This is a genomic window from Hoeflea marina, assembly GCF_003182275.1.
GTDB lineage: Bacteria > Pseudomonadota > Alphaproteobacteria > Rhizobiales > Rhizobiaceae > Hoeflea > Hoeflea marina.
Genome location: NZ_QGTR01000004.1, coordinates 329,338 through 351,275 on the forward strand (window position 1 = coordinate 329,338; position 21,938 = coordinate 351,275).

General features: G+C 65.2%; 16 protein-coding genes. All 16 read right to left on the reverse strand.

The window, feature by feature from the left end; translation table 11 throughout:
• Positions 1 to 107 precede the first annotated feature (107 nt).
• The 16 genes from DFR52_RS16985 to kdpA all read right to left on the reverse strand — a co-directional run bounded on the left by DFR52_RS16985 (position 108) and on the right by kdpA (position 21,844).
• The gene (locus DFR52_RS16985; protein ID WP_483423390.1) at positions 108 to 1,256 is read right to left on the reverse strand and encodes an isovaleryl-CoA dehydrogenase; all 1,149 of its coding nucleotides are present in this window, start codon (positions 1,254 to 1,256) and stop codon (positions 108 to 110) included.
• A 14-nt stretch (positions 1,257 to 1,270) separates the two neighbouring features.
• Positions 1,271 to 1,876, reverse strand: a complete 606-nt coding sequence (locus DFR52_RS16990; RefSeq protein ID WP_110033188.1) for a TetR/AcrR family transcriptional regulator — start codon at positions 1,874 to 1,876, stop codon at positions 1,271 to 1,273.
• Between the two features lie 88 nt (positions 1,877 to 1,964).
• Positions 1,965 to 2,807, reverse strand: coding sequence for an ABC transporter ATP-binding protein (locus DFR52_RS16995; protein WP_110033189.1), 843 nt, complete (start codon positions 2,805 to 2,807; stop codon positions 1,965 to 1,967).
• 77 nt (positions 2,808 to 2,884) lie between these two features.
• On the reverse strand, positions 2,885 to 4,198 hold the full coding sequence (locus tag DFR52_RS17000; RefSeq protein WP_245415396.1) for an ABC transporter substrate-binding protein: 1,314 nt from the start codon (positions 4,196 to 4,198) through the stop codon (positions 2,885 to 2,887).
• Positions 4,199 to 4,318: 120 nt separating this feature from the next.
• Positions 4,319 to 5,398, reverse strand: a complete 1,080-nt coding sequence (locus DFR52_RS17005) for a branched-chain amino acid ABC transporter permease (protein WP_110033191.1) — start codon at positions 5,396 to 5,398, stop codon at positions 4,319 to 4,321.
• 9 nt (positions 5,399 to 5,407) lie between these two features.
• Entirely contained in the window at positions 5,408 to 6,367 is a 960-nt protein-coding gene (locus tag DFR52_RS17010; RefSeq protein ID WP_110033192.1) for a branched-chain amino acid ABC transporter permease, read from the reverse strand.
• Entirely contained in the window at positions 6,367 to 7,191 is an 825-nt protein-coding gene (locus tag DFR52_RS17015) for an ABC transporter ATP-binding protein (protein ID WP_110033193.1), read from the reverse strand. Before DFR52_RS17015 ends, DFR52_RS17010 begins: the two co-directional genes overlap by 1 nt.
• Complete coding sequence (locus DFR52_RS17020) at positions 7,188 to 9,170, reverse strand: AMP-binding protein (protein WP_110033194.1); 1,983 nt, start codon at positions 9,168 to 9,170, stop codon at positions 7,188 to 7,190. The genes DFR52_RS17015 and DFR52_RS17020 overlap by 4 nt, the downstream gene beginning before the upstream one ends.
• A gap of 445 nt (positions 9,171 to 9,615) precedes the next feature.
• Entirely contained in the window at positions 9,616 to 12,744 is a 3,129-nt protein-coding gene (locus DFR52_RS17025; protein ID WP_110033195.1) for an autotransporter outer membrane beta-barrel domain-containing protein, read from the reverse strand.
• A gap of 256 nt (positions 12,745 to 13,000) precedes the next feature.
• Positions 13,001 to 13,915, reverse strand: a complete 915-nt coding sequence (locus DFR52_RS17030; protein WP_110033196.1) for a helix-turn-helix domain-containing protein — start codon at positions 13,913 to 13,915, stop codon at positions 13,001 to 13,003.
• Positions 13,916 to 14,312: 397 nt separating this feature from the next.
• Positions 14,313 to 15,326, reverse strand: a complete 1,014-nt coding sequence (dgcN, locus tag DFR52_RS17040) for an N-acetyltransferase DgcN (protein ID WP_110033198.1) — start codon at positions 15,324 to 15,326, stop codon at positions 14,313 to 14,315.
• Between the two features lie 195 nt (positions 15,327 to 15,521).
• Positions 15,522 to 15,974: a PTS sugar transporter subunit IIA gene (locus DFR52_RS17045; RefSeq protein WP_110033199.1), complete on the reverse strand. Its 453-nt coding sequence runs from the start codon at positions 15,972 to 15,974 to the stop codon at positions 15,522 to 15,524.
• A gap of 158 nt (positions 15,975 to 16,132) precedes the next feature.
• Entirely contained in the window at positions 16,133 to 16,825 is a 693-nt protein-coding gene (locus tag DFR52_RS17050) for a response regulator transcription factor (RefSeq protein WP_110033200.1), read from the reverse strand.
• Positions 16,822 to 19,542 carry a sensor histidine kinase gene (locus tag DFR52_RS17055; RefSeq protein WP_110033201.1) on the reverse strand — a complete coding sequence of 907 codons (2,721 nt, stop codon included), beginning with the start codon at positions 19,540 to 19,542 and terminating at the stop codon, positions 16,822 to 16,824. Before DFR52_RS17055 ends, DFR52_RS17050 begins: the two co-directional genes overlap by 4 nt.
• A 54-nt stretch (positions 19,543 to 19,596) precedes the next feature.
• Entirely contained in the window at positions 19,597 to 20,148 is a 552-nt protein-coding gene (locus DFR52_RS17060) for a potassium-transporting ATPase subunit C (RefSeq protein WP_110033202.1), read from the reverse strand.
• A 13-nt stretch (positions 20,149 to 20,161) separates the two neighbouring features.
• Positions 20,162 to 21,844 (reverse strand): potassium-transporting ATPase subunit KdpA, encoded by a 1,683-nt coding sequence (kdpA, locus tag DFR52_RS17065; RefSeq protein WP_110033203.1) that lies wholly within the window; start codon positions 21,842 to 21,844, stop codon positions 20,162 to 20,164.
• Positions 21,845 to 21,938: the final 94 nt, after the last annotated feature.

Sequence of the window (21,938 nt, forward strand, 5' to 3'; positions counted from 1 at the left end):
ACCTCCATCGATTGACGAAATAACGTTAAATTCGATATATAACGTTATTATCGATAAATCAAGATCCCCTCGCTCCCAGCGCAGCGTTAGCTTTGACCCCTTGTCCCTCAAGCCGTCTCCACCATCATCTCGCGACCGATCAGCATGCGGCGGATTTCGCTCGTGCCGGCGCCGATCTCGTAAAGCTTGGCGTCGCGCAGAAGCCGGCCGGTCGGGTAGTCGTTGATGTAGCCGTTGCCGCCGAGCGCCTGGATCGCCTCCAGAGCCATCTGCGTCGCCTTCTCGGCGGCATAGAGAATGCAGCCGGCGGAATCCTTGCGCGTCGTCTCGCCGCGATCACAGGCGGCAGCCACCGCGTAGACATAGGCCCGGCAGGCGTTCATTGTCGTGTACATGTCGGCAAGCTTGCCCTGCATGAGCTGGAAGTCGCCGATCGGCTGGCCGAACTGCTTTCGCTCGTGAACATAGGGTACCACCACGTCCATCGCCGCCGCCATGATGCCGAGCGGCCCGCCGGCCAGCACGACGCGCTCATAGTCGAGCCCGGACATCAGGATCGCGGCGCCCTGGCCCTCCTCGCCGAGCACGTTGTCGTAAGGAACTTCGCAGTCCTCGAACACCAGCTCGCAGGTGTTGGATCCGCGCATGCCGAGCTTGTCGAGCTTCTGCGCGGTGGAGAATCCCTTCATCGTCTTCTCGATCAGGAAAGCGGTGATGCCGCGCGACTTCGCAGCCGGATCGGTCTTGGCATAGACCACCAGCGTGCTGGCGTCGGGTCCGTTGGTGATCCACATCTTGTTGCCGTTGAGCACATAGGCGTCGTTACGTTTCTCGGCACGCAGCTTCATCGAGACAACGTCGGAGCCCGAACCGGGCTCGCTCATCGCCAGCGCGCCGACATGCTCGCCCGAGCAGAGCTTCGGCAGGTATTTCTGCTTCTGCGCCTCGGTGCCCCAGCGGTTGATCTGGTTGACGCAGAGATTGGAATGCGCGCCGTAGGACAGGCCCACAGAGGCGGAGGCGCGGCTGAGCTCTTCCATCGCCACGCAGTGGGCGAGATAGCCCATGCCGGTGCCGCCGAACTCCGGATTGGCGGTCATCCCCAGGAGACCCAACTCGCCCATCTCGGTCCACAAATGCATCGGGAACTGGTTGTCGCGATCGGTGCTGTCGGCCACCGGCGCCACCCGCTCGCGGGCGAAGCGCGCCACGGTGTCGCGCAACGCGTCGATCTCCTCGCCATGGCCGAAATTCATGCTTGCGTTGAACATCACAGGCTCCTTTTCCGGCCACGCACCATCCGTGCCACCAGGCGGATGTAGATGGCCTCGATCTCGTCGAGCGACAGCCGTCCGCTGTCGCGATACCAGGTGGTCATGCCGGTCAGCATGGCGATCATCGCCATGGTGGTGACCTGCGGGTCGATGATGTCGAACGAGCCGTCGGCCGAGCCATTCTCGAGAATGGTCCACGGGATCCGCTCGTAATCGCGCCGCAACTGCTCGATCTGGCCGAAATTCTCGTCCTCGAGATTGCGCAATTCCATGTAGGAGATGAACACCTCGCGCGAGCGGTCGAGATGGTAGCGGATATGAAAGCGGACGAAGGCCTCCAGCGCCTGCGGCGGCTTGAGGTCAGGCTGTTCCACCGCGCGCCAGGCGGCGATCAGCGTCTCCATGTGCCCGGTCAGCAGTTCCTTGAGAAGGTCCTGCTTGGTGGGGAAATGGTTGTAGATGGCGCCCGCCTGGACGCCGATCTCGGCGGCGATGGCCCGCATCGACACGGCGGCGTAGCCTGAGCGGGCAAACAGCTCAAGCGCCGCCTCGCGCACCCTCTGCGCCGTCTCCGCCCCGGTCGATCCGACTTTCCGCGCCATGATTCCCACATTTAAATGAACATTTGTTCATTTCTATCCACTTGGTTCCCGTCACGCAAGTCCGCGGCAGCGGCATCAACAGCCTTGCCTATGCCAGCCAGCGCTTGCGACGCTTGTAGTGCTTGACGTTCTTGAAAGAGCGCCGGCCCTCGCCGCCAACGCCGAGATAGAATTCCTTGACGTCTGCGTTCTCGCGCAGGTCGCTTGCCGCCCCGTCCATGACGATGCGGCCTGATTCCAGTATATAGCCATAGGTGGCGTAACGCAGCGCGATCGAGGTGTTCTGCTCGGCCAGCAGGAAGGAGACGCCCTGCTCCTCGTTGAGCTTGCGGATGATCTCGAAGATCTCTTCCTGCAATTGCGGCGCCAGGCCCATCGACGGCTCGTCGAGCAGGATCATCTTCGGACGGCTCATCAGCGCCCGTCCGATCGCCGTCATCTGCTGCTCGCCACCCGATGTGTAGCCGGCCTGACTCGACCTGCGCTCGCGCAGCCGCGGGAAGTAGTCGTAGACCATATCCAGGTCGCGCTTGATCGCGGCCTTGCCGTCGCGCCGTGTGAAGGCGCCGGTCATGAGATTCTCCTCGACGGTGAGATGGCCGAAGCAGTGCCGGCCCTCCATCACCTGGATGCAGCCGCGCCGCACCAGTTCGTTGGCAGTCTGCGCCTCGATGCGGGCGCCTTCGAATTCGATCGATCCCTTCGTCACCTCGCCGCGCTCGGAGCGCAAGAGGTTGGAGATCGCCTTCAGCGTGGTGGACTTGCCGGCGCCGTTGGCGCCCAGCAACGCCACGATCCCGCCCTCGGGCACTGTCAGCGACACGCCCTTGAGCACCAGGATGACGTGGTCGTAGATCACCTCGATGTTGTTGACCGCGAGGATCGGCTTTCCTGCCTGGGCAGGCGCAAGTCCGGATGTCTGGTCTGTCATCTCTCGGCACCCCGGTTGGCTTGGGATCGGACGGTTGGGACGCCGCGCTGTCGCGCGGCGTCCGCTTCATGCCACGCTCAGTTGGCGCAGGCTTCCGCGCGGGCGGGCCATGGCGCGTTGGAGGTCTTGTACTCCTCTGCCGCCGCCGCGAGCAGCGGCTCGACCTTGTCCGACATCGGCTCGAACCAGTCCGAGACCTGCTTCCAGTTCTCCCCGTCCCACTCCTGCACATACATCTTGGTATGGCCGGAATGGTCCTTGCAGCTGATCTGCATCGGCGAGAAGAACTCGGGCAGGCCGATGGCCTCCAGGCGGGCGGCATCGATGCTCAGATTCTCGAGACCGACGCGCATGTCTTCGGAGTTGATCACCGTCTTGCCGGACTTGTCCTGGGCCACGCGGATGGCCTCGGCCATGATCACCGCGTTCATGACTCCGCGATTGTAGAGGTTCTCGCCGAACTTGGCGGGATCGACCTGACTCTTGCCCGCATCGACGACCAGCTTCTTGATGTCCTGCAGCGCCGGCTTGTCCGGACCCACCGAGTTGAAGTTGAGCGTCTTGTAGCCCTTGGCAGCGGCGCCGCCGGCCCGCGCGTCGTCTTCGCCGCCCGACCACCAGACGCCGATGAACTTGTCCATCGGATAACGGATCTTGGTGGCTTCCTTGACAGCCGTCGGGCTCATCGCGCCCCAGCCCCACATGACCATGTAGTCGGGCTTGTCGCGGCGGACATTGAGCCACTGCGACGACTGGTTCTGCATTTCCTTGCCGGCGACGGGATACTGCAGCATCTCGAAGCCGTATTCCTTCGACAGATCCTCGAGCAGCGGTATCGCCTCGCGGCCGTAGCCGGCGTCAAGGAAGATGTAGCCGATCTTCTTGCCCTTCAGCTTGTCGAGACCGCCTTCCTGCTCGCCGATATACTTGATGATGCCCGAGGCGCCGTCCCAGTAGGTCATCGGCGGGTTGAACACCCAGGGGAAAACGTCGCCCTGCGAGGCAGCCGAGAGGCCATAGGCCATCGAGAGAACCGGAATCTTGTCCACCGACGCCTTCGGGATCACCTGCAGGGTGATGCCGGTCGACCAGGGATTGAACACCAGCGTGCCCTTGGCCTTGGCCTGCTCGTAGCATTCGACGCCCTTCTGGGTGTCATAGCCGGTCTCGCATTCGTCGACATTTATCTTGACGCCGTTGATGCCGCCGTCACGCTCGTTGAGCATCGTGAGATAGTCGTGCATGCCGTTGGCGATGGGAATGCCCGAGCCGGCATAGGGGCCGGTCCGGTAAGTCGGAAGCTGGATGTAGACACTGTCTTCCGCCTGCGCGGGCAGTGCCACGCCGGCGGCAAGGGCAACGGCGAAGGCCGCTGTGGTCAGTTTAAGCATGCTCATGTTTTCCTCCCATGATCGCATCAATACGTCCGAGCCGATATGCGATCACCGGACCTGGCTCGATTGTCCGGTGCCTTCTCATGATGCCCGAGGCTTCGGGCATGTCGAAAGCGCTCAGGCGTATGGAAACGGCCAGACGCGCAGTTTTTCCTTGCCGATCGCCCACAGCCGCGCCAGTCCGTGCGGCTCGGCGATCAGGAAGAAGATGATCAGGGCGCCCACCGCCATCTGGGCGATCTGGAAGATGATCTCGGCCCCGACATCGACGCCGACGGCCGGCAGGCCCACGCGCAGCGCGATCGGCAGGATCCAGATGAAGGCAGCGCCGAAGAACGAGCCCACCAGCGAGCCGAGCCCGCCGAGAATGGCCATGAACAGAACCTGGAAAGACAGCGAGATACCGAAGGACGACGGCTCGGCCGCGCCGAGATAGAAGAAGACGAACATGGCGCCGGCCACGCCCGCCAGATAGGACGAAACGGCGAAGGCCGACAGCTTTGCCCACAAAGGCCGGACACCCATCAGCTCGGCGGCGATGTCCATGTCGCGGATCATCATCCATTGCCGGCCGATGCGGCCGCGAACCAGGTTCTTGACCACCAGCGTCACCACCACGACGATGGCCAGCACGACGTAGTAGCGTGTCGTCGCCGTCGCCGAAGGCCCGGTCAGAATGAGATCGCCGAAGCCGCGGCGCTCCGGCACCTCGATGGCCCCGGAGGCATTGTAGTTGTAGAGCCAGGGAATGCGGATGAAGCACCATTCCAGAAAGAACTGTGCCGCCAGCGTCGTCACCGCCAGATACAGTCCCTTGATCCGCAGCGACGGCAGGCCGAACAGGATGCCGACGCCGGCGGAAAAGACGCCCGACAGCAGGATCAGGACGACGATGTTGATGTCGGGAAAGATCGTCGCCAGCTTGTAGCACGCATAGGCCCCCGCCCCCATGAAGGCGCCGGTGCCGAGCGACAGCTGCCCGGCATAGCCGGTGAGCACGTTGAGCCCGATGGTGCCGAGCGCCAGGATCAGGAACGGAATCATGATCGAGGCGAGAATGAATTCGCTGGCGATGAACGGGGTGATGAGCGCCATCGCCATGATGATGGCGATGCCGATGCGGTCCTCCCGGATCGGGAAGATCGCCTGGTCGCTCTCGTAGGTCGTCTTGTACTGGCCGGATTCGCGGTAGAACATGGCTGTCTCCTAGACCCGCTCGATGATGCGTTCGCCGAACAGGCCCTGCGGCCGGAACAGGAGGAAGATGAGGGCGATCATGTAGGCGAGCCAGCTCTCGATGCCGCCGCCGACCAGCGGCCCCCAGTAGATCTCGCCGAGCTTCTCGCCGATGCCGATGATCAGCCCGCCGACGATGGCGCCGGGGATCGAGGTGAAGCCGCCGAGGATCAGCACCGGCAGCGCCTTGAGCGCGATGATCTCGAGCGCGAACGACACGTCCGAGCGCGCGCCCCACATGATGCCGGTGGCGAGCGCCACGATGCCGGCAGCAAACCAGACGATGACCCAGATCTGGTTGAGCGAGATCCCCACCGACAGCGCCGCCTGGTGGTCGTCGGCCACCGCCCGGAGCGCCCGGCCGATGCGGGTCTTGTTGAAGAAGATGCCGAGCCCCGCCACCATGAGCAGCGCGATGGCGGCGGCGGCGATGTCGATGTGCTGCAGGATCAGGAGCCCGTTCTCGCCGATTTCGATGGCCGTCGACCCGGTCGGCAGGCCGAGCTCCCGGGTGATCATCTGCTTGGGCTCGCCGCCGAAGACGAACTCGCCGAAGCCGACCAGGAAATAGGTGAGCCCGATCGTCGACATCAGCAGGATGATGTCGGGCTGGTTGACCAGCGGCCGCATGACCAGGCGCTCGACGGCCAACGCCAGCACCCCCATCACCGCGATCGCCAGGATCAGCGCCAGCCAGGCGGGCACGCCCTTTTCGTGCAGACCAACCAGGGTCAGCCCGGCGAACACCACCATGATTCCTTGCGCGAAGTTGAACACGCCCGAGGCCTTGAAGATCAGCACGAAGCCGAGCGCGATCAGCGCATAGAGCACGCCGGCGACGAAGCCTTCCCACAGCACCTGCAGGAAGAAGTCCGGCATGTCGATCATCTGCGCGAAGGGATCGACGAAGACTGCATAGAGCGTATCCATCAGTGCGACACTCCCAGATAGGCGTCGATGACGTCCTGGTTGGCCTTGACCTCGCCGGGCGTGCCGTCGCCGATCTTGCGGCCGTAATCGAGCACCACGACACGGTCGGAAATGTCCATCACCACGCCCATGTCGTGCTCGATCAGCGCGATCGTCGTGCCCATCTGGCTGTTCACGTCGAGGATGAAGCGGCTCATGTCCTCCTTCTCCTCCAGGTTCATTCCCGCCATCGGCTCGTCGAGCAGTAGCAGGTCGGGCTCCATCGCCAGCGCCCGGCCCAGCTCGACGCGCTTCTGCAGCCCGTAGGGCAGCTTGCCCACCGGCGTCTTGCGGATGGCCTGGATCTCGAGAAAGTCGATGATCTCCTCGACCTTCAGCCTGTGCGCGATCTCCTCGTTGCGTGCCGGCCCCACATGCAGCATCTGCCAGAAAAAATTGGTGTTCATCTTCAGCGTGCGGCCCGACATGATGTTGTCGAGCGTCGACATGCCCTTGAACAGCGCCACGTTCTGGAAGGTGCGGGCGATGCCCGACAGCGCCGCTTCGTGCGGCTGCATGCGCGAGCGCGCCTGGCCGCGGAAGGTGATGGTGCCCTGCTGCGGGTGGTAGAAGCCGTTGATGACGTTGAGCATCGAGGTCTTGCCGGCGCCATTGGGGCCGATGATGGCGCGGATCTCGCCCTTGCGGATGTCGAAGGAGATGTCGGTGATCGCCTTGACGCCGCCGAAGGACAGCGAGACGTTCTCGATGTTGAGCATGACGTCGCCGGGCTTGAGCCCGTCATCGGCGGCGTGCAGCTCGACATGCTGGATTCGCGCATTCATTCCGCGGCCTCCCTGTGATCGGCAGCCGCGGGGAAGACCGGCACATCGACGATCCTCACCGTGGCCGATATCATGCCCTTGCGGCCGTCCTCGAACGTGACTTCGGTCTCGACATATTTCTCGCTCGAGCCGTCATAGAGCGCCGCAATCAGCGGCGCGTAGCGCTCGTCGATGAAGCTGCGGCGGACCTTCTGCGTCCGCGTCAGTTCGCCGTCGTCGGCGTCGAGTTCCTTGTGCAGCACCAGAAACCGCTTGATCTGCGCGCCGGCCATCATCGGCTCGGCGGCGAGGTCGCGGTTGGTCTGCTCGACATGGCCGCGCATCATCTCGTAGACCTGCGGCAGGCCGGCGAGTTCCTGGTAGGACCCGTAGGAGATGTTGTTGCGCTCGGCCCAGTTGCCCACCGCCGTCAGGTCGATGTTGAGCATCACCGCGCCGAAGTCGCGCTTGTCGCCGAAGGCCACGACCTCCTTGATGTTGGGAAAGAACTTGAGCTTGTTCTCGATGTATTTCGGTGCAAACAGCGCCCCCGAGTTGAGCTTGCCCACGTCCTTGGCGCGGTCGATGATCTTGAGGTGCCCCTGGGCGTCGAAGATGCCGGCGTCGCCGGTCATCACGAAGCCGTCCGGGGTCAGCGTCTCGGCCGTCTTTTCGGCGGCGTTGTAATAGCCCACGAACATGCCCGGCGAGCGGAACTGCACCTCGCCGCTCTCGGCGATGCGGATCTCGACGTCGGGGGCGGCAGGCCCCACCGTGTCGGGGCGGACCTCGCCGTCCTTCTGGCAGGTCACATAGAGGAACGCCTCGGTCTGGCCGTAGAGCTGCTTGAGGTTGATGCCGAGCGAGCGGAAGAACGAGAACAGATCCGGCCCGATCGCCTCGCCGGCGGTGTAGGCGACACGGATGCGGGTGAAGCCCAGCACGTTGCGCAGAGGCCCGTAGATGATCTTGTCGCCAAACCAGTAGGCGATCCGCCCGGACAATGGCACCGGCCGGCCCTCGAGGATCTTCTCGCCATGCGCTTTGGCGACAGCGAGGAAATGGCGGAACAGCTTCTTCTTCAGGCCGCTTGCGTCCTCCATGCGGATCATCACACTGGTGAGCAGCCCCTCGAACACCCGCGGCGGGGCGAAATAGAAGGTCGGGCCGATCTCGCGCAGGTTGAGCGGGACCGTGTCCGGGCTTTCCGGGCAGCTCATGCACAGGCCCGAGACATAGCCCTGGGCATAGTTGAGGTAATGGTCGCCGACCCAGGCCAGCGGCAGGTAGGCGAGCACCTCGTCATGCTCGTCGAGATGGTCGAAGCGGGCGGTGTCCTCGGCGGCCTTCACCGACCGCGCAGCCCCCAGCATCACGCCCTTGGAGCGCCCGGTGGTGCCGGACGTGTAGAGGATGGCGGAGATTTCCGAGCCGTCGGAGGCGGCGATGCCCGCCTCCCAGTCGGAGACGGCCTTCGCGTCGGCACCAGCGGCGCGCCCTGACTCGGCGACCGCCTCGTAGTCGTGCAGCTTGGCGAGATCATAGTCGCGCAGGCCGCGCGGTTCGTCGAAGATGATGTCGGTGAGGAGCGGGATGCGTTCGGCCATCGACTGGATCTTGTCGACCTGCTCCTGGTCCTGGACGATGGCGAAGCGGACGCCCGAATTGTCGAGCACATAGGCCATTTCCTCGGCCACCGCATCGGCATAGACCGGCACCGGAATGGCCTTCAGCGACTGCGCGGCGCAGAAGGCCCAGTAGAGGCGCGGCCGATTGGAGCCTGCAATGGCGATGCGGTCGCCCGGCCCCAGCCCCATGGCCTTGAGCCCCAGCGCCAGATTGCGAACCTCGACCATCTGCTCGGCCCAGTTCCAGGTCTGCCAGATGCCGTAGTCCTTGAACCGCATGGCCGGACGATCGGCGAAGCGCCGGGCGTTGAGCAGCAGATATTGCGGAAACGTGACCGGCTTGCCGCCGGACGTGATGCCTGTGGACTGCATCTCCTCCACTTCCTCCCCTGTCCGGGCGGCTTGGCGCCTGCCCGGCGGCGGATGATCCCGCCATTGGCCGCTCCCCGGCCTCGTCTCCGGAATTCGGCGGTCCCCACTCCCATAGGATCCGCGTCCAGTGCGCATCTGAATTAAATGAACGCTCGTTTAGTTTATTCGCCTTTGCCGCCGTTGCAAGCGTTACTTTCGGCTTAGAAGCGCCTCACCCTGGAATCGCCGCCGATTGTGGCGGACAGTCAACCGGGAAGCGGTTCGTCTTTGGACCAATTACATTGGCCGCAATTTTGCCGACTGTTTTCGCAAGGACTGGAAAAGACCCCACAAATCGGATGATGAGTGAGAAAAGATCACGAGGCGGTGGAGAGACAGAACAGCGAAATTGCCGGTTGTGGACGGCCCCAAGTCAGCCCCCTGTTCGTCGGGCGGGTCATATCTCCTAAAAACTTGCCGCCAGGTGAGCCGAGACCTTGTGGTCCTGCAGGCCTTTGCCGAATTCGCCGCTGTAGCCAAACGACAGGTCCATTCCGTTGGTGAAGCCGAAGGCCAGACCGGCCTCGACCAACGCCGTGTCCACGTCGATGGGGGTGCCGGAGATGGCGAAGGCGTCGCTGCCGGAAGCAAAGCGCAGGGTCGATGACGGAGCCACATCGCCGAAGGCGTGGCGCCAGGCGAGCGACCCGGTCAGCGATGTGGTGAAGCCGTTGAAGGTTCCCAGGCCTGTCTCGCCCCTGAGGCCGAGCGTGGTGACGCCCGTGGTGTCGTTGCTGACCCGGCCGGTGAGCGCCGCCGCGCCGCCGGTCTCGGTGAATCCGTCCATGTGCTGGTTGACCAGGGCGAGGCCGGCGAAGGGCTCCAGCCGGGCGAACCGTGTGTCCAGCGTGTAGCCCGCCTCGCCGAAGATCTGGGCGGTGGCGGCGGAATAGCGGGCGCTCAGGCTGTCGCTGAAGGCGCCGACGATCACCTGTCGGCTGGTGGCGACGTCATGCCAGGCGTAGGTGGCGCCGAGCCGAAGGCCGAGCGGACCGGCCTGACGGCCGGCGTAGACACCGGCGTGATAGCTGTCGGCATCGCCGGAAGAGCCGCGGGCGTCGACGTTGAAGTGGTTCTTGCCATACCCGGCCAGCACACCGGCGCGCCAACCGCCGAAGACATCCGCGTCCATGCCGAGCAAGAAGCCGCTGCCGGCATGGTCCAGCCCGGCGGCATTGCCGCCGGTCCGGCCCCAGCCTCCGTAGGCCTGCCCCCAGGCAACCGCTCCCATGGCCGGGGCGTCGCCCTTGCCGTGGAAGGCGATCAGCGGCCTGTCGCCCGGGCCGGGACCGCCGAAGGCGGCGCGGATGCGCGCGCCGATGACATCGCGGCCGATGCGGCTCTGCTGGAGCAGCAGCCCCCTGGCGGAGCCGTGGATCTCGCCGGACAGGGCGTCATAGGCAGCCTGCGCCTCGGCATTGGTGCCGAGCGCCAGGACAGCATCGAAGACACCGCCATTGCCTACACTATCCAGTCCCGCGGCCGTCGCCGCCTGATTGGGTGTCGCGGCCACGCTGGCGAAGCTGCTCTGCGCGATCGTCATCTGGATGTCATTGGCGGTGTAGGTGAGCGACGGCGTCAGGAAGAGGGAGGCGAAGGTGACGGCGTCGAAGGTCCCTGTCACGCCGCCGGTGGCCGTCAGGATCGTGTAGGGGGTGGCCACGGCGTAGCCCGGATAGGGGATCACGGAGACGGTGCCGCCATTGATCGCCGCGGCTCCGGTCGCCGCGATCCGGTCGGAATTGCCGGCGCTGTCGATTTCGACCTCATAGGTCGAACCAGCGGCAAAGCTGGCGTTGCCGGCGACAGTCAGCGTGCCGATGGAGTTGCCCGGCGCAACCGTGCCGCCCGAATTGGCCGTGATCCCACCGATCGTTCCATTGCCGGCGAGACGGCCGCCGTCACCGATGGTGACGGCGCCGCCATAGGTCGTGTTCAACGAAAGCGTTCCGCCAAGGGCCGCTATCGGGCCGGTGAAGCCTGCAAGATCGCCCGTCAGGCTGGTCGTGCCGGAATAGTGCTCAAGGGCGCCGGAACCGGTCAGGTCCACGTTGAAGACATAATCGGTATCGGTGTGGTTGAAGACGAGCTTGGCGGTGCCGATGCCAAACGCCAGGGTTCCGGCGTTCAGGGTGCCGGCCGCCACGGCCGTGTCGCCGGCAGCGGCGCCTATGTTGATCGTTCCGGTCGCATCGGATTGTTCGGTGATCGTCACGGTGCCGGACCCGCCGCCGACATTGACCGTGCCGCCATCGGCAATCGTCAGGACGCCGGCGCCACCATTTCCGATTCCCAGCCCCGTGGTGCTGGTAAAGCGCGAATTCGCGCCGGTCACCACGACCGCGCCGGTGCTGTCGTGGTTAAAACCTATATATCCCGTAGCGGTCGTCACTGCTCCGCCGGCTGAAACCGTCAGCGCGCCATCGCTGAAGGAACTGTAACCTACGCCGAGAAACCCGCCGGTGGTCCAGCTCGAGCCCGTTCCGGTGACCGTGGCCGCACCTTTGCTGCCACCCTGCATGCCGACAAATGCGCTATCATCCGTCGAAATCGTTCCGCCATCGGCAATGCTCAGTGTGCCCGTACCGAACCAGCCGACGGCGAGGGCGTCATTGGTCCATGTCGAGCCCGCGCCGGTGATGGTGGCCGTACCAACGCCGGCGCTGCCATGCCCCAGATACGCGTTGGCGCTTGTCACCGCGCCACCCTCCGATACCGTCAACGTGCCGGTGCCGGCGCTGCCCTGCCCCAGATACGCGTTGGCGCTCGTCACCGCGCCACCCTCCGACACCGTCAACGTGCCGGTGCCGTAGCTGCCGACACGGAGACTTCCCGAATTCGTCCAGGTGCTGCCCGCGCCCGTCACCGTGGCGATGCCGGTCGCGCCGGAATCGGCCCCCAGATAGCCGTCCACGTTGGAGACCGACCCGCCCTGCGAAACCGTCAGTTCGCCGGCACCAATGTCGCCGACAGTAAGCTTTAATGTATTCCTCCAGGTGCTGCCGGCGCCCGTCACCATGACCGTGCCGGTCGAGCCGAGAACACCCCCCACATAACTGTTGAAGCTCGAGACCGACCCGCCATCCGAAACCGTCAGTTCGCCAGCACCAATGTAGCCGACAGTAAGGTTTGTTCTATTCGTCCAGGTGCTGCCGGCGCCCGTCACCATGACCGTGCCGGTCGAGTCGGCAGAATACCCCAGGTAACTATTGGAGCTCGAGAGCGAGCCGCCGGCCGAAATCGTCAGGCCGCCGGCCCCTGAACTGGTGCCCACGAAAACGAGGCCTGGATCAAGCGGACTGGTGCCAAGCGTGCCTTCGGTGCCGTCGCCGCCCTCTCCCGTGCCGATCAGCGTCTGGTTGCCGATCACTTTGAGATCCGCCAAGGCGGAATGGGAGGCGGCAATCAGCAGGGCCGCGGAGACCAGCGCGGTGGCGGACAGCAGCATGGCGCGCCGCCGCGGATGGGTGTTCGCCCGGCCGAACGGTCCCCGTTCGCCGTGGTCGCTCGGTTCGCCGATGAAAGAATGCCGCATGTCGTTCTGTTCCCCGCGTCCGCGATCGGGGCCGCGGCCCCTGTTGAAATCAGCTGAGGACGCGACCGTCGCGGCTTTGGCCCCGAACGCAAAAGACGTCCGTGGCGGCTCCCTTTCGACAGACGTGCCCCATGCCGACACGCCGCGCTGTGTGGACAGCGTGACGGGTTCGGTCCGGTGCAACCTTGAGGAGGGTGGAGAGTGCGCGCTATCCGATTTTGGCAAATCTCAAAAAATCGGCCGATTTATCCGGCGCTTACGCGGTCCGTGTCGTGGAGGGGGACTCGCCGAAGAGGGCCTTGTAGTCCAGCGCGAAGCGGCCGAGATGCAGGAAGCCGAAGCGCATGGCAGCCTCGGTCACCGTGATCGACTGCGGCCCGGACTCGCGCAGCAGCTTGCGCGCGCCGTTGAGCCGGACACGCCGCAGATATTCGAGCGGCGTGAGACCGGCGTAGTCGAGGAAGGCATATTGCAGCGCGCGCCGGGAAACCCGCAGTTCCTGACAGATGTCGATGATGCTGGGCAGATGGTCTTCCGCGAGGCGCCCCTCGATGAAGGCGCTCGCCGCCCGGGCGATGCCCATGGCCCTGCGGCGGGTCGAGGCGGAGGGATCGCTCGCGCAGTTGAGCGGAACGGCGGTGGCGACCTGAAGCACCGTCTCGAACAGCGCCTTTTGCAGCACGCCCGCCGGCGGCGCCGCCTCGCCGGCGGCGAGGCGGAACCACTGGTCGATGGCCGCCCACAGGGCCGCCTTCCGGGGCGTTTGCAGCCAGGTGAGCTGCCGCGGCGCTGTTTCCCAACCATCGGGATCAAGGATCCGGGCGGCCCGCAGGAAATCATCCTGATTGAAGCTGACATAGGCGGTTTCGATGCCGCAGGGAACATGGACATCGAATTCGGTGTTTTCCGGCAGGAAGAACACCGACTGATCGTCGGTCTCGAGAATCTCGGAGAAGCGAACGTTCGGGATACGCGACAGCGAGATGGTGCACAGGCCGGCGGGCATGATGCCCAGTTTCTGCACCGCCGCGTCTTGGCGCTCGCGCACGAGCCGCTCGGCCCCCAGCTCGAGAATGTCCACCTGCCCGACCCGGTCGCCGCTGGAGAGCTGGTGACAGTCCATCGGCACCCAGGGCTGCAGGGCGGTCTGGTGCGCGGCGTCCCGGATCACGCTCGAGCGGAGCCGCGGCCCATCCGGGCAGGCGCCGCCGCTGACGTCATGTTCGGCGTGTGGCTTGCCTGAAGTGTCCAGCGTCTTGGCTTCCTGTCGGACTTTCCATTCTCTTGGCGTGAGGAGCCAAGGCGTGTCCTACAGTAGGTTGTGTTTTCACGCGCGTCAAAGCGGTCAGCCAGACGGTCTGCGTCCATGCAACACCTGTTTTGACATCTGTCCGTCCGCAACTGCATTTCGGCAAACAAGACAGCGCGCCGTACAACCCTAGAGCGCTTCCGCTTTTCATTGAATCGCAGAGGCGCTCTGAGTATTTGATTTGTCGCATTGTCCTACGACGAAGTGAAATTCACTTCGTCTGGAAATGCTCCAGCGGCGGAGCGCTGCGGGAAAAGCGTTAGCGATTCTGGCCAAATCCTTCCAGCCGGTCGACCAGATTGGTAACGCCGAAGCGGATCGGATCGGTGGCCGGCACGCCGAAATCGGCGGCGTAGCCGTCGAGCAGCACGCGTGCGTCCGATTCATTGAGCTTCTGGGTGTTGACCGCAATACCGGTGCATTTGATCGCCGGATTGGTCAGCCTGCCGCAGGCGATGGTGAGATCGATGACTTCCTGGATCGACGGAAGCGGATGCGAGACCCCGCGCATCGTGGTTCGGGTCGGCTCGTGGCAGACGACGAAGGCATCGGGCTGGGCGCCGTGCAACAGGCCGAGCGAGACACCGGCGAAGCTCGGGTGGAACAGCGAGCCCTGCCCCTCGATCAGGTCCCAGTGCCCGGGATCGGCCGCCGGGCAGATCCACTCGACCGCGCCGGAGATGAAATCGGCGACCACCGCGTCGATGGAGACGCCCCGGCCGGAAATGAACACGCCGGTCTGGCCGGTGGCGCGGAAATCCGCGTCCCAGCCGCGCGCCCGCATCTCGCGTTCCAGCGCAAGGGCGGTGTATTTCTTGCCCGCCGAACAATCGGTGCCAACGGTCAGCAGCCTGAGACCCGGCCGCCTGGTACCCTTGCCGGTGGCAAAGCGCTGGTCGGAAAAGCGCACATCGTGGAGCCTGGCGCCGCTGCGCGCGGCAGCCTCGGCGATCTCGGGCACCGAGGACAGCCTCACATGCAGGCCGGTGGCCACATCGAGCCCGGCGTCGAGCGCCTCGACAATCGGGGAGATCCAGTGCGGCGGCAGCACGCCGCCGGCATTGACGGCGCCAACCACCATGGTTTTCACACCCCGGGACTTCGCTTCCGCGATCGACAGGTCCGGGATTCCGGCATCGGCCTGGCAGCCCGGCAGCCGCAACTGGCCGATGCACCAGTCCGGCCGCCAGTCGACGATGCCCAGACCGGTCTTGGCGGCCAGCGCGTCGGGAACATCGCCGAGGAAGATCAGGTAGGGTGGATCGATGATCATGGAGAACTCCGGAAGGGACTGAAACGGGACGCACGCAGCGCACAATTCCGCCAGTGTCGCCCTGCGCCCCGGCAGCGTCAAGCGGATGATTTTGCTGTCCCGGCCATCGGCGTGCAGTGCGGAGACGTCCGCCGGTGCGCGGCATCCGAAGAGCAGCCGGGGCCGCCGACCACCGTCAGCGCGCCGACAGACCGGTCACGGCTTGCAACCCGCGATCGCCTCGTAGGCCTGCGCCGCGTCCCCCGCGGTCCTGATCGCCTTCACCGTCTCCGGGCGATGCAACTGCCGGGCGATCGTCGACAGCAGCTTCAGATAGCCGGACTGGTCGCCCGGCGGCGTCAGGATCATGCAGACGACATCCACCGGCCTGTCGTCGATGGCATCGAAATCGATCGGTGCGGCAAGACCGACCAGCAGCACGAACGGGGCGGCCAGCCCATCGACCGGGGCATGGGGAATGGCGATGCCCGCGCCGATGCCCGTCGACCCCAGCCGTTCCCGGCCCTCAAGCGCGTCGAGAATGACGCACGCCCCGATTCCCAGGGTCGCCGCGGCGGTGTCCGCCACGAAGCCGAGCAGCTTCGGCTTGCCGGAGACTGTCACGCCGATGAGCACGTCGCCTGGCGTCATGATGCCGGATATCGTCATTCTTGCCTGTTTCCGTTCAGTGGCCGTCGCGGCGGGGTTCGCGGCCAGTTGTCGCCCTGGAGCGCTTCTGCTTTTCATTGCATCGCAGAGGCGCTCTTAGCTTTTGACTTGTCGCATTGTCCCGCGACGACGTGAGATTCACTTCCTCTGGAAATGCCTTAGTCGGCTTCGCGCAGCCTGTATCCGACGCCGGTCTCCGTGGTGATGTATTGCGGCGCATCCGCCTCCTGCGCGAGCTTCTGGCGCAACTGCCGGACATAGACGCGCAGATACTGGACATCGCCTGATCCGCGCCAGACCTGGCTCAGCAGATGCTGATGTGTGATCACCTTGCCCGCGTGCTGCACCAGCACCCGAAGGATGTCGTATTCCTTCGGCGACAGCTTCACTTCCTTGCCGGCGACCCTGACGATCCGCTTGACCAGGTCGACCGACAACTCGCCGGTCTGGAAGACCGGCCGTTCGCCCTGCTGCTGGAGTCTGTGGCGGAGGGCGACGCGGATGCGGGCTGCCAATTCCCTGATGCCGAAGGGCTTGGTCACATAGTCGTCGGCGCCGAGCTCCAGCGCCTTGACGATGCCGGTCTCGTCCGTGCGGCTCGACAGGATGATGATCGGCAGTTCGACCAGCTCATTCCGCCACCTGGCCAGCAGGTCGTGTCCCTGCATGTCGGGCAGACCCAGGTCCAGCAGGATCAGATCCGGCTGTTCGTCCCCGACCTTTTCCATCGCCTCCATGGCGCTGGACGCTTCGATGATCGCGTATCCTTCGGCGGTCAGGCCGACGCGCAGCAGCCTGCGGATCGGCGGCTCGTCATCGACCACGAGAATCTTCACGCTCAGATTGGTCATCCCAGGTCTTCCAGTTTAGGCATGTCGATCGGAACCGGCAGGCGGATCGTGAATACGGCGCCGCTGCGGTCGGTCCGGTTGGAGGCGGTGATCGTTCCGCCCATCGCCTCCACGAAACCCTTGCAGATCGAAAGGCCGAGACCGGTGCCGGCGAGCACATGGTCGCGCTTGCTCACGCGATGGAAGCTGTCGAAGATCCGCTCCAGATCGGCCTGCGGTATTCCCGGCCCTTCATCCAGCATCTGGACAATCGCCCAGCGACCGTCCTCCCAGGCGCGCAGCCGGATGATGGTGCCAGGCGGCGCATATTTGGCGGCGTTGTCGAGAAGATTGAACAGGACCTGCTCGAACAGCACCGGGTCCAGCCTGAGCGCCGGGAGGCTGGACGGGATGTCGACCTGCGTCCGGTGACCCGACAGGATCTTCTGTGCCCGCCGCAGCGCCGAGCCGACGAGGTCATCCAGATACTGCCAGGAGGCATTGGGCTCCATGGCACCGGTCTCGATCCGCGACATGTCGAGGAGATTGGCGATGAAGCGGTTGAGGCGCTCCGACTCGTCGACGATGGTCGACAGCATGTCCACACGGTCCGCCTCCGGCAGCGAGTTCCAGTAGTCCCTGAGCGTGCCGGCCGCGCCGAGGATGGCGGCAAGCGGCGTCTTGAGGTCGTGCGACAGCGAGGTGAGCAGAGCCGAACGGAGCTTGTCGGCGGCCGCCGCAAGCTTCGCCCTGTCGACATCGGCGACGAGCTGGATCCGCTCGATGGCGACCGCCGCCTGGTCGGCGAGCGCGTCGAGCAGACGCCGCTGCTCGGGCGTCAGCAGCGGGCCTTCCCGGTCGCCATCGAGCCCGACGACACCCACCGGGGTCTTCCCGGTGACCAGTGGCAGATAGAGCCGCCTGGCTCCCGGCAGCGTGTCGGCGCCGCGTCCGGCGGCGCGATTGTGCTCCCAGGCCCAGCGAGCCGCGGCGATATCGGCATCGACAAGGGTGTCGTCCGGCGGAACCCCTGCCCTGACCGCCACCGTGCCGTTCTCGGGCAGCAGGATGACGACCCGCAGCTTGAGCATGGACGCCATCTGGTGCGCCGACGCCCACAGCACGTCGTCGAGCGTGCCGGCGCCCGCCAGCTTGCGGCTGAAGGAATAGAGCGACTCGGTGGTGCGTGCCCTCGCGTTGGCGGCAATGGTCTGGGCGCGCGCGCGCGCGGCGACATTGGAAACGATCACGGCCACGATGGTGAAAAAGACCACCGAGACGACCTCGCGCGGCCGGGAAATCAGGAAGGTGTGATAGGGATCGGTAAAGAAGAAGTTGTAGCTGGCCGCCGACAGCACGCTGGCATAGAGCGAGGGCAGGAGGCCGAACCACACGGCGACGGCCACCACCGACGTGAGGAAGATCAGGGCTATGTGCTCGACGCCGATCCACGGCCAGAGCAGCAGGCCCACACCGATGGCGGCCGCGACCACGAGCGTCGAGCGGCCGAAGGCCAGCCAGTTGGGGCGACGGCGCAGCCGCGCCGTCTCGACGGTCTTTGCGGCAGCGACAATGTCGGTTTCCTTGCTGCCGGCAACGACATGCACGCTGATGTTTCCTGCGCGGCGGACGAGCTCGTGCACCACGGAGCCGTGCAGGATCTCGAACCAGCGCGAACGGCGGCTCTTGCCGATGACGATATGGGTGAAATTGTTTGCCTGCGCATAGGCAATGACGTCATCGGAGATGTGGCGATCCCCCCCGGGAATCGTCACCGCGCCGCCCTCGAGATTCTGTGCCAGCCGGAGCGCGTCCGCGATGCGGCTGCGCTCGCCGTCATCAAGTTGCAGATTGCGCCGGCCTTCGACATAGACCGCGGTCCACTGCGCGTGCAACCGGTCGGCTAGCCGCTTTGCGTAGCGCACGAGACTGGCAGAGCGGGGATCCTCGCTGATGCAGACCAGAATCCGTTCGCCCGCCGCCCACGGACCCTCGATCGCACTCTGGCGCATTTGCGAAAGCAGTTGCTGGTCGACCCGCTGCGCCGTGCGCCGCAGCGCCAGTTCGCGCAGCGCGGTGAGGTTGCCGGGGGAGAAATAGTTCTCGACCGCGCGACTGGCGGTCCTGGGGAGATAGACCTTGCCCTCGTTGAGACGCCTGATCAGGTCTTCGGGGGTGAGATCGATGATCTCGACGTCATCCGCCCGGTCGATGACCGAATCGGGCACCGTCTCGCGAACCCTGATCCGCGTGATCTGCGCCACCACATCGTTGAGGCTTTCGATGTGCTGGATGTTCAGCGTCGTATAGACGTCGATCCCGTGCTCAAGCAGCTCCAGAACGTCGAGATAGCGCTTCGGATGGCGGCTGCCCGGCGCGTTGGTGTGCGCAAGTTCATCCACGAGAGCCAGTTGAGGGCGACGTTCAAGCACCGCGTCGAGGTCCATTTCCTCAAGCGGACGCCCCTTGTAGGCAACCGTCGTTCTCGGGATGATCTCGAAACCCTCGACGAGCATCTCGGTTTCCTTCCGCCCGTGGGTCTCGACCAGGCCGATGACGACGTCATCGCCATCGGACCGGCGCGCCCGCCCCGACATCAGCATTTCGTAGGTCTTGCCGACACCGGGCGCCGCGCCGAGGAAGATCTTCAACCGGCCGCGCGTTTCCTGCACCGCCTTTTCCAAGAGCGCCTCGGGACAGGGCCGCAATGCATCGTCGGCCGGATTCTGGGTACTCATCATTCAGCTCCCGTGGGGAAACGGCCATGGCAAGAGGATCGCCGCTGCCCACGCTTACAACATTTCGAGCGCGAGGTTGAGTTCGAGCACATTGACGATGCGATCCGGGGTGAGGTACCCGCCCGGCGAGAAGGCGGTTGTCCGGACCAACGCCTCGACGCGGGCCGGGTCGAGACCGCGGGCCTGCGCCACACGGGCCGTCTGATACAGCGCGCCGGCCTCGGAGATGTGCGGATCGAGCCCCGCCCCCGACGCCGCGGCCAGATCGGCAGGCAGGAGGAATTGCGGCGTCGCGCCATAGCGCTCGACCATCTCCCGGCCGCGCGCGGCAATGTCGGGACTTGTCGGCGACTTGTTGCTGCCGCCGGCCGCGGCGCCGTTGTAGTCGACCGCCGAGGGTCTGGGCCAGAAGGACCCCGGCTGCGTGAACGCCTGGGCGATCTGCCGGCTGCCGACGATCGCACCGCCGCGACCGGTGACGAGCGAGCCGTTGGCGCCATCGGGGAAGGCCGCCTGGGCAACGGCCCAGACCGCGGTGGCATAGCCGGCGACACAGATCAGCATGGTCATCGCCGCGATGCGGATGCTTGCGAGAAGAGACTGCATGGGTCCGCTCCTTTCAGTTCATGGTGGTGACGTGTTCGGCGATCGGGCCGAGCGTCGCCGCGGGGAAGAAGGTCAGCGCGCCGACCACCACGATGGTGGCTGCGAGCATGGTCCCGAAGACGCCGCCCTCGACACTGAGCGTGCCGTTCGATTCCGCGCTGCGGCGCTTGCCCGACAGCGAGCCGACGATGGCGAGCGGCAGGAGTATCGGGATGAAGCGCGCCAGCAGCATCACGATTCCGGTGGCAATGTTCCATGGCATGGTGTTGTCTCCCAGCCCCTCGAAGCCCGAGCCGTTGTTGGCGCTGGCCGAGGTGAACTCGTAGAGGATCTCGCTGAAGCCGTGCGGCCCGGTGTTGTTGAGAGTGTCGGCGCCCCATGGCGTCGCCGCAAAGATCGCGGTGCCGCCCAGGACGAACAGGCCATGGGCGAGAAGCGCCAGCAGCGCCAGCTTGACCTCGCGGGCTTCCACCCGCCATCCCAGATATTCCGGCGTTCGGCCGATCATCATGCCGGCGATGAAGACGCCGACGACGATGTAGAGGAACATGTTGATCATGCCGACACCGACGCCGCCGAAGGTGGCGTTGAGCCACATGCCGACCATCGGCATCAGTCCGGTCATCGGGTTGAGGCTGTCATGCATGGCGCCGACCGAGCCATTGGAGGTCGAGGTGGTCAGCACCGACCAGAGCGGGCCGCCGGCGGGACCGAAGCGCATCTCCTTGCCTTCGAGATTGCCGAGCGTCTGGTCGATCGGCAGGCCGGCGAAGGCCCGGGTCGGGGCCGCCTCGAAGTAGACCGAGCCGGCGATCTTGACCAGCAGGAAGGCGAGCATCACCGCGAAGATGACGCCGCCGTGGCGCAGGCGGCCGATGATACGCGCGAACATCCACACGCAGGCCATCGGGATCAGGATGATGGCGACCATTTCGATGATGTTGGTCCAGAAGCCCGGATTCTCCAGCGGATGCGTCGAGTTGGGGCCGAAGAAGCCGCCGCCGTTGGTGCCGAGCTGCTTGATCGACACGAAGGCCGCAACCGGTCCGCGCGCAATCGTCTGCTGGACGCCTTCCAGCGTCGTGGCAATGGCCGCACCCTCGAAGGTCATCGGCACGCCGCCGATCACCAGGAGCACGGCGAGCACCAGGGCGGCGGGAAGCAGCACCAGGAAACAGGCGCGCTGGATGTCGAGGAAGAAATTGCCGAGCGGCCTGCCGGCAAGCCCGCGGGCAAGCGCGGCAAGCGCCGCGATGCCGGTGGCCGCCGAGACGAATTGCAGCCACATCAGCGCGCCAAGCTGCGACAGGTAGCTCAGCGACACCTCGCCCGAATAGTGCTGCAGATTGGTGTTGGAGGTGAACGAGGCCGCGGTGTTGAAGATCAGGCTGGCCTCAAGCGCTGGCCGGCCGTCGGGATTGAGCGGCAGATGCTGCTGCAGGGCCAGGATGGCTGCGCAGACGGCGAACATGACGAGATTGAAGGCAAGCATGGCGGACATGTAGCGCGTCCAGTTCTGGCTGCTCGCGGCCAGCGGGCCGCCGATGGCGGCGAAGGCGCGGGTCTTCCAGCCGGAGATGCCGGAGGGCAGGTCGGCGGGGTCCATGGCCCATTGCATGTAGCGGCCGAGCGGCCAGGAGGCGAGTGCGGTGCCGCCGACGACAAGGACGACGAACAGGATGGATTGGGTCAGCATCGAAAACTCTCCGGATTGACTGAAGGCCGTGCCCGGTCGGGGGCTTGGGTCGGAACGGGCGGGAGCCCTAGGACCGAGAGACCGGGAACGAAGC

Bases quoted from the DNA above. Each gene is read 5' to 3' on its own strand.
- DFR52_RS17025 (WP_110033195.1), bottom strand. From the start codon at position 12,744: ATGCGGCATTCTTTCATCGGCGAACCGAGCGACCACGGCGAACGGGGA.
- dgcN (WP_110033198.1), bottom strand. From the start codon at position 15,326: ATGATCATCGATCCACCCTACCTGATCTTCCTCGGCGATGTTCCCGAC.
- DFR52_RS17000 (WP_245415396.1), bottom strand. From the start codon at position 4,198: ATGCTTAAACTGACCACAGCGGCCTTCGCCGTTGCCCTTGCCGCCGGC.
- DFR52_RS16990 (WP_110033188.1), bottom strand. From the start codon at position 1,876: ATGGCGCGGAAAGTCGGATCGACCGGGGCGGAGACGGCGCAGAGGGTG.
- kdpA (WP_110033203.1), bottom strand. From the start codon at position 21,844: ATGCTGACCCAATCCATCCTGTTCGTCGTCCTTGTCGTCGGCGGCACC.
- DFR52_RS17005 (WP_110033191.1), bottom strand. From the start codon at position 5,398: ATGTTCTACCGCGAATCCGGCCAGTACAAGACGACCTACGAGAGCGAC.
- DFR52_RS16985 (WP_483423390.1), bottom strand. From the start codon at position 1,256: ATGAATTTCGGCCATGGCGAGGAGATCGACGCGTTGCGCGACACCGTG.
- DFR52_RS17010 (WP_110033192.1), bottom strand. From the start codon at position 6,367: ATGGATACGCTCTATGCAGTCTTCGTCGATCCCTTCGCGCAGATGATC.
- DFR52_RS17015 (WP_110033193.1), bottom strand. From the start codon at position 7,191: ATGAATGCGCGAATCCAGCATGTCGAGCTGCACGCCGCCGATGACGGG.
- DFR52_RS17045 (WP_110033199.1), bottom strand. From the start codon at position 15,974: ATGACGATATCCGGCATCATGACGCCAGGCGACGTGCTCATCGGCGTG.
- DFR52_RS16995 (WP_110033189.1), bottom strand. From the start codon at position 2,807: ATGACAGACCAGACATCCGGACTTGCGCCTGCCCAGGCAGGAAAGCCG.
- DFR52_RS17050 (WP_110033200.1), bottom strand. From the start codon at position 16,825: ATGACCAATCTGAGCGTGAAGATTCTCGTGGTCGATGACGAGCCGCCG.
- DFR52_RS17060 (WP_110033202.1), bottom strand. From the start codon at position 20,148: ATGCAGTCTCTTCTCGCAAGCATCCGCATCGCGGCGATGACCATGCTG.
- DFR52_RS17055 (WP_110033201.1), bottom strand. From the start codon at position 19,542: ATGAGTACCCAGAATCCGGCCGACGATGCATTGCGGCCCTGTCCCGAG.
- DFR52_RS17020 (WP_110033194.1), bottom strand. From the start codon at position 9,170: ATGCAGTCCACAGGCATCACGTCCGGCGGCAAGCCGGTCACGTTTCCG.